Annotated in this window: 11 protein-coding genes; 1 reads left to right on the top strand and 10 read right to left on the bottom strand. The window is 35.6% G+C overall.

The window, feature by feature from the left end; all coding sequences use genetic code 11:
- Window positions 1-18: 18 nt before the first annotated feature.
- From pflB to nagE, 10 genes are all read right to left on the bottom strand, one after another.
- Window positions 19-2268 (bottom strand): formate C-acetyltransferase, encoded by a 2250-nt coding sequence (gene pflB / locus JFT95_RS00835; protein ID WP_201051149.1) that lies wholly within the window; start codon window positions 2266-2268, stop codon window positions 19-21.
- A 152-nt stretch (window positions 2269-2420) separates the two neighbouring features.
- Entirely contained in the window at window positions 2421-2639 is a 219-nt protein-coding gene (locus JFT95_RS00830) for a hypothetical protein (RefSeq protein ID WP_002125049.1), read from the bottom strand.
- Complete coding sequence (locus tag JFT95_RS00825; protein WP_201053577.1) at window positions 2611-4155, bottom strand: glycosyltransferase family 2 protein; 1545 nt, start codon at window positions 4153-4155, stop codon at window positions 2611-2613. The genes JFT95_RS00830 and JFT95_RS00825 overlap by 29 nt, the downstream gene beginning before the upstream one ends.
- A complete protein-coding gene (locus JFT95_RS00820) occupies window positions 4148-5113 on the bottom strand; it encodes an NAD-dependent epimerase/dehydratase family protein (RefSeq protein ID WP_002140285.1) in 966 nt (321 codons plus the stop codon). Before JFT95_RS00820 ends, JFT95_RS00825 begins: the two co-directional genes overlap by 8 nt.
- A complete protein-coding gene (locus JFT95_RS00815) occupies window positions 5110-6354 on the bottom strand; it encodes a nucleotide sugar dehydrogenase (protein ID WP_201051148.1) in 1245 nt (414 codons plus the stop codon). Before JFT95_RS00815 ends, JFT95_RS00820 begins: the two co-directional genes overlap by 4 nt.
- The gene (locus JFT95_RS00810) at window positions 6344-7891 is read right to left on the bottom strand and encodes a glycosyltransferase family 2 protein (RefSeq protein WP_201051146.1); all 1548 of its coding nucleotides are present in this window, start codon (window positions 7889-7891) and stop codon (window positions 6344-6346) included. Before JFT95_RS00810 ends, JFT95_RS00815 begins: the two co-directional genes overlap by 11 nt.
- Before the next feature lie 13 nt (window positions 7892-7904).
- Window positions 7905-8099: an LSm family protein gene (locus JFT95_RS00805; RefSeq protein ID WP_002125042.1), complete on the bottom strand. Its 195-nt coding sequence runs from the start codon at window positions 8097-8099 to the stop codon at window positions 7905-7907.
- A 16-nt stretch (window positions 8100-8115) separates the two neighbouring features.
- Entirely contained in the window at window positions 8116-8517 is a 402-nt protein-coding gene (locus JFT95_RS00800) for an LSm family protein (protein ID WP_201051144.1), read from the bottom strand.
- Between the two features lie 339 nt (window positions 8518-8856).
- Entirely contained in the window at window positions 8857-10107 is a 1251-nt protein-coding gene (locus JFT95_RS00795) for a serine hydrolase domain-containing protein (RefSeq protein WP_002132176.1), read from the bottom strand.
- A 264-nt stretch (window positions 10108-10371) separates the two neighbouring features.
- On the bottom strand, window positions 10372-11874 hold the full coding sequence (gene nagE, locus JFT95_RS00790) for an N-acetylglucosamine-specific PTS transporter subunit IIBC (RefSeq protein ID WP_003187209.1): 1503 nt from the start codon (window positions 11872-11874) through the stop codon (window positions 10372-10374).
- A 323-nt stretch (window positions 11875-12197) separates the two neighbouring features.
- On the opposite strand from nagE, the gene glsA reads away from it, so the two are divergent.
- A complete protein-coding gene (gene glsA / locus JFT95_RS00785; protein WP_201051142.1) occupies window positions 12198-13127 on the top strand; it encodes a glutaminase A in 930 nt (309 codons plus the stop codon).
- Window positions 13128-13267 lie beyond the last annotated feature (140 nt).

Genomic DNA, 13267 nt, shown 5'->3' with positions numbered 1-13267 from the left:
GAGGGACACTTTTTTCACTTACATGCTTTCATGCATTGTACGGTTTATTACATCAATTTGTTGTTCACGAGTTAATTTAATAAAGTTAACAGCGTAACCAGATACACGAATTGTTAATTGTGGATATTTTTCAGGATGCTCCATTGCATCCATTAATGTTTCACGGTTAAATACGTTAATATTTAAGTGGTGTCCTTCTTTTATTGCATATCCATCAAGCATAGATACTAAGTTGCGTACTTGTACATCATCTTCTTTACCAAGTGCTTTTGGAATAATAGAGAATGTATTTGAAATACCATCTTGTGCATCTTCATATGGTAATTTAGCTACAGATAATAATGATGCTAATGCACCTTTTGTATCACGGCCATGCATTGGGTTTGCCCCCGGTGCAAATGGTTCTCCAGTACGACGTCCATCTGGAGTGTTACCAGTTTTCTTACCGTATACAACGTTAGATGTGATTGTTAAGATTGACATTGTATGAACAGAATTACGGTATGTTTTATGTTTGCGAATCTTGTTCATAAATGTTTTCACAAGATTTACTGCGATTTCATCTACACGATCATCATTGTTACCGTATTTAGGGAAATCTCCCTCAATTTCGAAATCAACTGCAATACCATTTTCATCACGAATTGGTTTTACTTGTGCATATTTAATTGCACTTAAAGAGTCTGCTACTACAGATAATCCAGCGATACCTGTTGCCATTGTACGAAGAACATTTGTATCGTGAAGTGCCATTTCAATACGTTCATAGCTATATTTATCGTGCATATAGTGAATTACATTTAATGTATTTAAGTATAGACCAGCTAACCATTCCATTGTCATATCGAATTTACGCATAACTTCTTCATAATCTAATACTTCAGAAGTAATTGGTGCGTATTCAGGACCAACTTGTGCTTTTGACTTTTCATCTTTACCACCGTTAACCGCATATAGTAATGCTTTCGCTAAGTTTGCACGTGCTCCGAAGAACTGCATTTGTTTACCAATTCTCATTGCTGATACACAACAAGCAATACCGTAGTCATCACCGTAGTCAGCACGCATAATGTCATCATTTTCGTATTGAATTGCTGATGTTTTAATAGACATTTTTGCACAGTAGTTTTTAAAGTTCTCTGGTAATTGTTTAGACCAAAGAACTGTTAAGTTTGGTTCTGGTGCTGGTCCTAAATTATCTAATGTATGCAAGAAACGGAATGAGTTTTTTGTTACTAACGGACGACCGTCTAACGCCATACCACCGATAGATTCAGTTACCCAAGTTGGGTCTCCAGAGAATAGTTCATTATAATCAGGTGTTCTTGCAAATTTCACAAGACGTAATTTCATAATGAAATGGTCAACAATTTCTTGTGCTTTTTCTTCTGTTAAAGTACCATTTGCTAAATCTCTTTCAATGTAAACATCTAAGAATGTAGAGGTACGTCCAAGGCTCATTGCTGCCCCGTTTTGCTCTTTAATTGCTGCAAGATAAGCAAAGTATAACCATTGGAAGGCCTCTTGTGCATTTGTAGCTGGCTTAGAAATATCGAATCCATGAGAAGCAGCCATCTGTTTTAACTCTTGAAGTGCACGCATTTGCTCAGATAATTCTTCACGTAAACGCATTGTATCTTCGCTCATTACACCGCCAGTTAAATTATAATCAGCTTTTTTCGCTTCAATTAAATGATCTATACCATATAGCGCTACGCGGCGATAGTCACCGATAATACGTCCACGTCCATACGCATCTGGAAGACCAGTAATAACACCTGATTTACGAGCCGCTTTCATTTCTGGTGTGTATGCATCAAATACACCTTGATTATGAGTTTTACGCCAGTCTCTGAAAATCTTGCTAAGTTCTTTATCCATTTCATATCCATACGCTTCACAAGCTTGTTCTGCCATACGAATACCACCATATGGTTGTAAAGAACGTTTAAATGGTTTATCAGTTTGGAAACCGACCACTTTTTCAATATCTTTATTTAAAAATCCTGGTTCATGTGATGTAATAGAAGAAACAATTTTTGTATCCATATCAAGAACGCCACCGTTTTCACGTTCCTTTGTTGTTAAATCCATTACTTGATCCCAAAGTTGTTTCGTTGCTTCAGTTGCTTCCGCTAAGAAAGAGTCTTCTCCCTCGTAAACGTTTACATTATTTAAAATGAAATCGCGAACATCAATCTCTGCTTTCCATTTTTCACCTTTAAAGTTTTCCCACGCGCTTTTTACATTTTCTAATACTTGAGTCATCCTAATCTCCTCCATTTTTGATTAGTACAGGACTACGTTTTTTTATATAACAGCTTACACACTTAGAATACTACTTTTTTTCGGAAGTGGACGAAATAGTTGTGACATGTTTGTGAAATGTTGAGCAAACTACTACATACATAGTGTTAACCTCATATAAAACTCTTTAGAATTAACCCTTTCTTTAATTGTATTTTTTTGGTATTCTTATATACGAGTCCTATTTTGTAATATAAGAACGATACCCATTGTAGAGCTGTAATACTCTTATCTCCTAATCTGTTATAGTTTTTATAACAGAGCAAAAAAGTGTACATACGTTGTACACTTTTTTTGTTACCACTATAAAACATCTCTTTTTCTATTTCCATCGTAAAATCCACCACGACTGTTTGTTAATGCAATTAATTGCTCTAATCCTTCTATATGATCACCAATAATTCGAAGGACAGCTGGAGGATGACCTATTTTTGCGAAATGTTCACTGGGACGAATACGGTTCATCTTATCAACATCGACACGACTTACACAAGCGATTTCAAAACCTGAAAGTACAGCTTTCACTTGTGCTACACAAGGTGACAATAATGATTTATACCCTATTTCCTTCAAACAAGTACGACTAAACGCATTAGGTACAGCAATAAGAGAGCCTACTCCTAAATCTTTTCTATCACAAGCTAAATTTACTGCATATTTAAATGCTGTTACAAGATGAAGTGGTACTCTCAAATCTAAATAATGATTTAAATCATTTAATGCGACATCCGTTCCATCTGCAATAGCTTTTGCAAAGGGATATAGCTCACTAGCTGGAATAACAAAGTCACCGTCTATAAATAAAACAATTTCTCCTTTTGCAAAATAAGTTCCAAGCGAACGCCCCACATCGTTTCCAAGTGCTTCTTTATACACAATTGTTGTTGCTCCCTTGTCTTTTGCAATTGTTGCCGTTTTATCGGACGAACCATTTACAACAACGATGATTTCAAAAGGTTCAATTTTGCGAAGCTCTTCTATAACGTTTCCAATTGTTTTCTCTTCATTTTGCACAGGAATAATTACCGATAATTGCTCTCCTTTATACAAATTAGATGTAACGCCCCATCCTTGATAAAAATCTTCAAAATTTAGAGTATGATAGACACTCTCTCTTTTCCTATTTCCATCATAATATCCTCCGCGCCCATCGCTGCCTAATATCCGCTCTGCTACAGCTTCTATATGATCACCTATCATTCGTTTTTCAGATTGAGAAAGATCCGTGCCATATGCAGCATGCTCGAATGGACGAAATTTATTTGGCGTAATAACGTCAATTGCACAATGACGACTAATTCTCCATTTACTTTGTGCTAGGCGTAGATGAGCCACAATAGGATTAACAAAACATTCTTCTCCAATACTTTGCACAACTTCCTTCGTCAGCGCATGAGGTACAGATAATAAAGAATCAATTTTTAATTCTTCACGCTCTAACATTGCATTTAATATTTGGCGCCATACTGTCACGGAGTGCGGTTTTTGTTTCTTTAAAAATAATGCGTCCAAATTATTTAAAACGATGTCCGCCTGATCATGTAAAATCGGATTAAGGAATAATTGTAATTTTGAAGTTTGAATAGCAAAATCTCCATCTACAAACAGTAATACATCACCTATCGCATGTTTTGCACCAACTGCGCGTCCAACGTCGTTACCAAGTGACTCTTTATGCTGGATTACTGTACATCCTAAGCTCTCAGCAATCGCTTCTGTACCATCATTACAACCATTTGCTACTACAATAATCTCTACTGGATTCAATGGTTTTACCGATTGAACCACATCTGAAATCGTATCCACTTCATTACATACGGGAATAATAACTGATAACGACTTAGCCATTGTTTTCTTCACGAAACCATTTAATAGTTTCTTTCAATCCTTGTTCCCACGTTACTTTCGCTTGAAACTGAACGAGTTCTCTTAATTTCGTTACGTCTGGTCTTCTATTTGGAATCTCTTCAAATCCATGTGGATATACTTCCTCAAATGGAACGTGCACAATTTTGGAAATAGACTTCGTTAATTTTTTTATATCTTCCGCTACTACCCTTATATTTTTTTCATTCTCAGAACCTATATTAATAATTTCACCATTTACCTTCTCATCCATTGCACGAATTGTTGCCTCGACCGCATCACTTACATACGTAAAGCAGCGTGTCTGCTTTCCATCTCCATACACGAGAATATCGTCACCTTGCAAAGCCGCACGAATAAAGCGTGGAATTACTCCTGCGTACGGACCATCTTTCGCTCTTGGACCATAAATATTAAAATAACGAACAATCGTTACAGGTAAACCTTCTAATGCGTACCCTAAACATAATGTTTCCTCTAACGTTTTACAAATTGCATAACTCCAACGTATTTTGGAAGTTGCACCGTATAAACGATCTCCTTCTTCAGAGAATGGCGGCTCTCCCTTTCCATATACTTCAGAAGTAGATGCAAATACTACTTTCTTCTTCCCTTTTAACGCTGCTTGTAAAATATTTCTCGTTCCATCGAAATTTGTTTCAATAAGCTCTACACTTTTTTCCATTGTAGTTTTGACTCCCAAAATTGCAGCTAAATGAAACACCACATCATGTTGATTCACTAATTCATAAATTGAATTTTTATCTAAAACGCTTATTGGAATAACCCGGAGCTCTTTCATTAACTCATTATGATATTTATTTTTTCCTTTATAGAAGTTATCCACAATAGTAACTTCATAACCTCTTTTCACCAACTCTTCAGCTAAATGCGAACCAATAAATCCTGCTCCACCTGTAATTAAACATTTTTCACTCATACACTCACCTTCTTTACGATTCCACGTGTATCTATTAATCGCTCAATCCCTTTAAAAAGATTCCAATCGATGCTAGAGTGATCCGTTACAATTAAAATACAATTTGCTTGTTTAATTCTTTGTTCATCTAATGGAACAGATTGATATAGTGTATCTCCAATTTTCGCTGTAGAAATATACGGATCATGATATTCTATCTTGTATCCTTCTTTTATTAATAATTGAATAATTGGCAACGCCGGTGATTCTCTCAAATCATTTACATCTTTCTTATATTCAATCCCTACTATTAAAACCGTTGCGGGTGATTGCACCACACCTTTTACTTTCCCGATTATTTTCGCTGGCATTTCTTCATTAATTACATGTGCTGCCTCAATTAATTGACTAATTGCTCCAGCCTTTCTTATTCTCCATTGAAAATATAAAGGATCTACCGGAATACAGTGTCCTCCTATTCCTGGTCCTGGCCAATACGGAGTAAATCCAAACGGTTTTGTAGATGCCGCTTCAAGCACCTCATAAAAATTAATATTCAAACTTTCACAAAGTATATTTAACTCATTTACTAATGAAATATTAACTAAGCGCTGAATATTTTCAAATAGCTTACACATCTCGGCCACTTTCGGAGAGCTAACTGGAACGACTACATCAAATATAGTGCTATACAAATCCTGTACTTTTTGTTTACACTGCTCGGTTTGTCCACTAATAACTTTTGGAATTGTTTCAACTGAATACTGGCTATTCGCTGGATCAATTCGCTCTGGAGAATACCCAATATAATAATCTTCTCCTACCTTTTTACCTGTTTGAGAAATAATCGGAATGATAACTTCCTCCAGTGTACCTGGATATGTGGAGCTTTCAAAAATGAAGGTTTGTCCTTCTTGAAGGTGTTGTTGTATATAATGGGAGGCTGAAACGAGTGCACTTAAATCGGGTTCTTTATTCTCATTAATTGGCGTTGGCACAGTCACAATAACATACTCACTATTTTGGAACTCCGCAACACCTTTATCTGGTGTATTTACTATTAATTTTCTCTCGTTCAATAAATTTTGTAATACGTTAGAAGAAACATCAGGAATATAACTTTCTCCTTTAATTATTGATTCTATCTTCCTAGTATCTTTATCTAATCCAAGTACAGCATGTCCTCTTTCTGCAAAAAGGACCGCTAAAGGAAGGCCAACATATCCTAATCCAATAATGGTGACTTTACTACTAGCATTCATCTATATTCTCTTCTTCCCTTCTCAATTGTAGTATTATATCTCTATCCCTTTCTCCGTCTGTAAAACTCCCGCGCCCATTCGTATGTTGTAATAAATAAGCAATCGCCTCAAGCTGGTCACCGAAAATACGATCGAATGCAGGAATTCTTCCATTTACAAACCCATGTTGCTCTGGACGTACTCGATTTGTTTTTATAACATCTACAAATTCCACTGCTGTAATAGAGCATTCTTCTAAAATAGCTTTCATTTGAGCTAATGGTGGAATGATAAGGGAATCATATCCAATTTTCTCTATTACCTTTTTATGCATAGCATGTGGCACTGCCGTTAATGAGTTGTTCCATAAATCTGGTCGTTTCGCTACCAAATTCACGAAATATTTCCCCATACTAATTGGATCTGCCGGGTGAAACATATCTAACAAACATTGCAAATCATTTAACGCCACATCATTTCCGTCTTCAATAGCATGCAAAAATGGAATTAGCTTTTTTGCCGGAATAGCAAAATCACCATCAACAAATAAACAAATATCTGCCGTAGCATGCATAGCCCCTATCGCTCGTGCTACATTATGTCCAAGTGCCTTCGCGAATTCAACTACAATAACATTCTCTAGCTTTGCTTGTTTAATTGTCTCGGCATCTGCTCCATTCGCAACAACTATAATTTCATCTACACCTGCCTTTTTCACTTCCTGTATGACAGATCTTATAGTCATTTTTTCTTCTGATACGGGTATAATAGCACTGTATTTCGCTTTTTCCTTTTGTAATAAAACTGGTTTATACTTCCCTATAAACTCTCTATCCCTGTTTCCCTCCGAAAAACCGCCACGTTTACCATATGTTTCGATTATGTATTGCAAAGCACACAAATGATCACCCATAATACGACTAGTCGCCTTCGGATAAGGAGAACCAGGTGATGTACCCGTATGCACAGGACGAACCTTATTCGTGTGAATTACATCGACCGAAGCCATATCGGCAATATCTACTCCTCTAGACATCGCCATCGCTTGAAATAGTGCTGGATCTGCTAAATTCCACCACCCAAGATTCTCAATAACATCCCGATTCATCGCATGTGGAATTGCGATTAAAGAACCAACAACAAGCTCTTTTTTATTCAAATAACGATTCAACATGAATTTTCCAACTGTCGTATAGTGTGGTCTCATCTTTAAATAAACAGACCATGTTAAATTATTCACAACAATTTGGTGCCCTTGCTGAACTCCTTTCACGAAACGTTGTAGCTCTTTACTCTCAATAACGATGTCACCATCTAAAAACAATACAATTTCACCTTTTGCTTCTCTAGCTCCAATTGCCCTTCCTACATCATTACCAAGAGAATGTTTATAATAAATCACATGGCAACTATGCTGTAATGCGACTTCATTCGTTCCATCTGTCGATCCATTATCTACTACAATAATTTCATACGGCTTCAGCTTCTCCACTTCTACTAAAACTTGTGATAAAGTACTTGCTTCATTATGCGCTGGAATAACAACTGATATTCTCATACTTGTATCACTCTTACCCTTCCAAGCGAACATAAGCAATAATAGGAATACGCACAAGTACATCTTCAGGTGGTCCATAAGAAGGAGATGTACGAACACTTACTGCCCCGTCCGTAACAGATAAAAGAATACCTGCAACAATTTCGGCCGCTGTCACAACTTGCACTAATTCACCAACATGGTTACGCAATTCATCAGTAAATAACATATATAAGTCTCCTTTCTTACACTTCTTTCATTGATATAATACTTGTAAATGGTAATAAAACTTCAGTTCCTATTCCTTCTTGCAGCGTTAAGAAATCGTCACCAACTGCTACAATAACACCTACTAACTGTCCAACTGTCACAGTAATTTCTACGTTTTTACCTAAATATTGCTTTGCAATTTCCTTAAAAGGTGATGTATTGCATTCTTTTAAAATGTTACAAATAATAGATTGAAATTGACTTGATTCTATAAACTCTTCCGTAGCTTGCTTAGAATTTCTTTGAATAAATCTCGCAAAGTTTTGTGAAAATAAAAGTCGTTCCACAGCAGGCAGTAACTTGTCATCTAAAAAATAGCCTAATTGTCTATTAAACAGTCTGGATAATTTATGCCAATATTTTCTGAACAGACACATATGCTTCTCCTCCTATTATTTTTAAAGTATAAAAATTTACATCCATACATCTTAATTTATACAAAGCAGACTTTTTTGTGATAGGTAAGGCATACATTTTCTAAAAGAAATAATTGTTTCAGAGCATAAAAAAAGATCGATAGTTTCCCATCTGTCTTTATATATATATTAATTTTCAATTGTCACAATGGCAGCTACGCCGTAATACACAAAATTCGTTTCGCATTGCGTGCATGATGCTTATGTATACTCATAAACCTCCCATTTTCCATTTATTTCATCATCGAACCGCACATATATTTCCTCAATACAAAAAAGACTATCCAAAAGGATAGCCTCTTACACTTCAATATTCCGCAACATCGTATAAATGTCGTTATTCACTTTACCAAATGATTTAATGTTATTTTGAATGTTAGATAATAAAACCACATATACACTACCATTTTTACTAAAACCATTTAAGCAATTCCAACCTGGCATTACACCGTGATTTGAATAGCTTCCTGGATCTACATACCAGCCAAATCCGTAATCCTTTTTCACAGCTGTAAACATTTGATCATAACTCTCTTTTGAAATTAATTTTCCAGAAAAGAGTGCTTCATTAAATAAATATAAATCATGCGCGCTTGTATATATATCACCGCAACCATATAGTTGTGACATGCTCGGAATGTTAGGTGTTGTCATGTTATTATTCACTATTTTATAACCTGTCGATGGAAACCTTGTTTGCTCTAACGCTTTACCGAAACCAGAATGCTTCATACCAGCAGTAGCAAAAATATGTTGTTTAATATATTCTTCTAATGGTTGTCCACTTACCTTCTCAGCAATGTAAGCAAGTATAGAGTAGTTCGAATCTGAATACTTCCATTTCTCTCCTGGTCCTGCAATACGCTTTTGGTTTCCTATTCGTTTTATCAACTCTTCATGAGAAATATCTTCTTTTCCCTGCTCATATTCCGGAATGCCTGATGTATGTGTTAATAGATGTTTTAACTGAATGCTATTACCTTGAGGAAAGTCTGGAATATACTTTGCAACTGTATCCTCTACTTGTAACTTATTTTGATCTTTTAATTGCATAATAGCAGTCGCCACAAATGCTTTTGAAATAGAACCAATATAAAAGGTCGTCTCTGAATTATTCGGCACTTGCTTCTCTTTATTAGCCATGCCGTATCCTTTATTCACAAGAACTTTCCCATTCTTCACAATAACAGCTGTCCCACTAAATCCCATGCTCTGTAAATATTGATCCAATTGAGCGTTTTCATTAATTTCTTGAGGCGGTCCTTCAGCAGGTTTCTCTATAACTTGCGCCTGTTTTATCTGTTCTTCCTGTTCTTTTTGTTTTCTTTGTTTTTCAGCTTCTTGCCTTTTCACTTCTTCTATCTTTTTTATCTCTTCTCGCTTCTTCATTTCTGCTGCTGCTTTTAAAGTTTCTTCTTTTTTATTATGCGCAACAATTTTTGTATACATGAAATATACAAGTGAAAATAGTAGGACGAGAATGATTGTTCTTTTTATGTATACAATCGGACGACGTACTTTCCCATTAACAGTATTTTTTTCCTGATCCATGATTACCTTTTTCCCCTTATTTACCGATAATTTAATTCATCTACACAAGACTTTCTCCAAATCATTTCAGTAGATTATAGACATTCCATTCTATGTCATCCCTACTTTATCATGCGCTGAACATATTACCAACCTATATGTATAAAAAAGAAAAAGAAAATTTACAAAAGTAAGATTCCCTTTAAAATTTCAACATAATAAAAGAGGATATCCTGTAAAAGACTGGTGTTATCAATCTTTTTGGATATCCTCTTATCTAACTATTTATACGTGTTTTTTCATATCATCGGCAACAGATTCAACATTTGTACCTACGATAACTTGTACACTTGTGTTACTTAATTTCATAACGCCTTTTGCACCTGCGCGTTTTAATGCTGGTTCATTTACTAAACCTGCATCTTTCACTTGTAAGCGTAAACGCGTTGCACAGTTATCAATAACTGTTAAGTTTTCTTTTCCGCCTAAAGCTGCTACGTAAGTTTCACCAATTGAACCTGCAACTGGTGCATCACCCTCTTCAGCTAACTCATCGTCATCTTCACGACCAGGAGTTTTTAAGTCGAACTTCTTAATTAAGAAGTAGAATACTACGAAGTAAATTGCTGCGTAAATTAAACCGATTCCTGCTAGTAACACTGGTTTTGTTGCAATACCAAAGTTTAAGAAGTAATCAATTGCACCGGCACTAAATGTGAAACCATCGTGAATGCCAAGTGATGTTGTTACGAATAAAGATATACCTGTTAACACGGCATGAATACCATATAATAATGGTGATAAGAACATGAATGAGAATTCAATAGGTTCTGTAATACCAGTTAAGAATGAAGTTAATGCTAGGCCACCTAACATACCTGTAACCATTTTACGTTTTTCTGGTTTAGCAGCTGCAATCATTGCAAAACATGCTGCTGGTAAACCGAACATCATAACTGGGAAGAAACCAGTCATAAACATACCTGCTGTTTTATCCCCTGCAAGGAAGCGAGCGATGTCACCATTTACAACATTACCTGCTGCATTTGTAAAGTCACCAAATACGAACCAGAAATATGTGTTCATTACATGGTGTAAACCAATTGGGATTAATAGACGGTTTAATAAACCAAATAGACCTGAACCAACTGCACCTAAATTAACAATTCCATGAGCTAATGCATCGATACCATTTTGAATTGCTGGCCAAATTTGTGCGAATAGAATTCCTAATATTAGCATTACAACCGATGTAACAATCGGAACAAAACGTTTTCCAGCAAAGAAACCTAACCATTCTGGAAGTTTAATTTTATGGAATTTATTATAAAGGAATCCTGCTATAACACCGACAATAATACCACCTAAAACTTTCATATCCACTTTAGTCGATAATTCGGCTGCCTTAGATACTTGTGTCATTGTATCTGCAAGCTTAGATGGATCTACATTTGCGCTATTTCCTATTAAATCTTGGACTTTACCTAATTTATCTTGTAATTCTGCAGTAGAATATCCCTTACTAAGTGCATCAATACTGTTTTTCATAACTAGATAACCAATTGCACCTGCAAGACCTGCTGCACCACTACCATCAACTGAAAGACCGATTGCAATACCAATTGCAAAAATAAGTGCTAAATTATCAAAAACCGCTGCGCCGGCCTGTGCCATAACAGGAATATTAAATACATCTGGTTGCCCTAAACGAAGCAATAATCCTGCTGCTGGTAGTACGGCGATTGGAAGCATTAACGCTTTACCAATACGTTGTAAAAACTGCAACATCTTAATTCCCCCTATCAAATTTATGAAATCGTTATCATTATAAGTACGCTTTAGAAAACGCTTTCTATTACATAACCATAATAACATATAGTTGTATAGATGTGTAGTTTTTATTTCCGAACTTTTTATGGATAAATCTCCTATTTCCAAACTGTTATATAAAAGGAAAATTTTCCTTTTATAACACGGAATAATCGAAACTGAAGACTCACTATAGAACATTCAACTTTCGTTTTATCATTCCACTTTTTCATGTTATTATTTATTTCCGAGCATATCGGGAAAAGTAAACTTAGCTAATTCGAAATAGGAGCGTTGGTACTATGCAGTGCATTGAAACAAACAACTTACAGCAGTTGTTAGAACAAGTAAAACCATATACGAAAAAAGGAAAACTTGCTACTTATATCCCCGAACTAGGAAATGCAAATCCAAATGATCTAGGGATTGCCATTTTCCATAAAGAAACAGAATATATCCATGCTGGTAACTCACAAACACTATTTACTCTTCAAAGTATTTCTAAAGTAATTACACTTGCTCTTGCCCTTTTAGACCGTGGTGAAGAATCTGTATTTTCTAAAGTTGGAATGGAACCAACTGGTGACCCATTTAATTCTATTATTAAGCTTGAAACAACAAGTTCTTCCAAGCCTCTTAATCCAATGATTAATGCGGGTGCATTAGCTATTACAAGTATGCTAGCTGGTAATGATAACGAGGAGAAGATGGAACGCATTCTTCAATTTGTGCGTGATATAACAGACAATCCTACTATTAGTTATTCTTCTAAAGTTGCCACTTCTGAATTAGAAACAGCTTACTTAAACCGTTCTCTTTGTTACTATATGAAACAAAATGGCATCATCGATAACGATATTGAAGAACTTATGGATTTATATACGCGTCAATGTGCAATTGAGGTTAACTGTATCGACCTAGCACGTATTGGTTTAATCTTTGCAATGGATGGATATGATCCTTATAAAAAGAAACAGATCATCCCTAAACATATTACGAAAATTTGTAAAACATTTATGGTTACTTGCGGGATGTATAATGAATCTGGTGAATTTGCAATTCGTGTTGGAATCCCTGCAAAAAGTGGTGTAGCGGGCGGCATTTTCGGCTGCGTAAAAGGCGAAATGGGAATCGGTATTTTCGGACCAGCTTTAGATGCAAACGGAAATAGTATCGCTGGTTTTAAAATTCTTGAATTACTTTCTGCCCAAGAAGGTTGGAGTATGTTTTAATTTAGAAGTTATCCTGCTATATTGGCAGGATTTTTTATTTCACAAAAAATCCGTTCTACTAGGCATCAACACAATTCAAAAAAACAGTAATAAAAGTTCTCTTTATTATGCATATTTGCTCCCCCCTCCTGAATAATATA

Source organism: Bacillus sp. TH17 (genome assembly GCF_016651125.1).
Taxonomy (GTDB): domain Bacteria; phylum Bacillota; class Bacilli; order Bacillales; family Bacillaceae_G; genus Bacillus_A; species Bacillus_A mycoides.
Note: the sequence above shows the minus strand (reverse complement) of the source record. Positions and strands in the feature narration are given on the sequence as shown.

What these genes read in the sequence shown, in the direction of transcription:
- glsA (WP_201051142.1), top strand. Translation starts at nt 12,198, where the DNA reads ATGCAGTGCATTGAAACAAACAACTTACAGCAGTTGTTAGAACAAGTA.
- JFT95_RS00820 (WP_002140285.1), bottom strand. Translation starts at nt 5,113, where the DNA reads ATGAGTGAAAAATGTTTAATTACAGGTGGAGCAGGATTTATTGGTTCG.
- JFT95_RS00800 (WP_201051144.1), bottom strand. Translation starts at nt 8,517, where the DNA reads ATGTGTCTGTTCAGAAAATATTGGCATAAATTATCCAGACTGTTTAAT.
- nagE (WP_003187209.1), bottom strand. Translation starts at nt 11,874, where the DNA reads ATGTTGCAGTTTTTACAACGTATTGGTAAAGCGTTAATGCTTCCAATC.
- JFT95_RS00805 (WP_002125042.1), bottom strand. Translation starts at nt 8,099, where the DNA reads ATGTTATTTACTGATGAATTGCGTAACCATGTTGGTGAATTAGTGCAA.
- pflB (WP_201051149.1), bottom strand. Translation starts at nt 2,268, where the DNA reads ATGACTCAAGTATTAGAAAATGTAAAAAGCGCGTGGGAAAACTTTAAA.
- JFT95_RS00825 (WP_201053577.1), bottom strand. Translation starts at nt 4,155, where the DNA reads ATGGCTAAGTCGTTATCAGTTATTATTCCCGTATGTAATGAAGTGGAT.
- JFT95_RS00815 (WP_201051148.1), bottom strand. Translation starts at nt 6,354, where the DNA reads ATGAATGCTAGTAGTAAAGTCACCATTATTGGATTAGGATATGTTGGC.
- JFT95_RS00810 (WP_201051146.1), bottom strand. Translation starts at nt 7,891, where the DNA reads ATGAGAATATCAGTTGTTATTCCAGCGCATAATGAAGCAAGTACTTTA.
- JFT95_RS00795 (WP_002132176.1), bottom strand. Translation starts at nt 10,107, where the DNA reads ATGGATCAGGAAAAAAATACTGTTAATGGGAAAGTACGTCGTCCGATT.
- JFT95_RS00830 (WP_002125049.1), bottom strand. Translation starts at nt 2,639, where the DNA reads ATGGAAATAGAAAAAGAGATGTTTTATAGTGGTAACAAAAAAAGTGTA.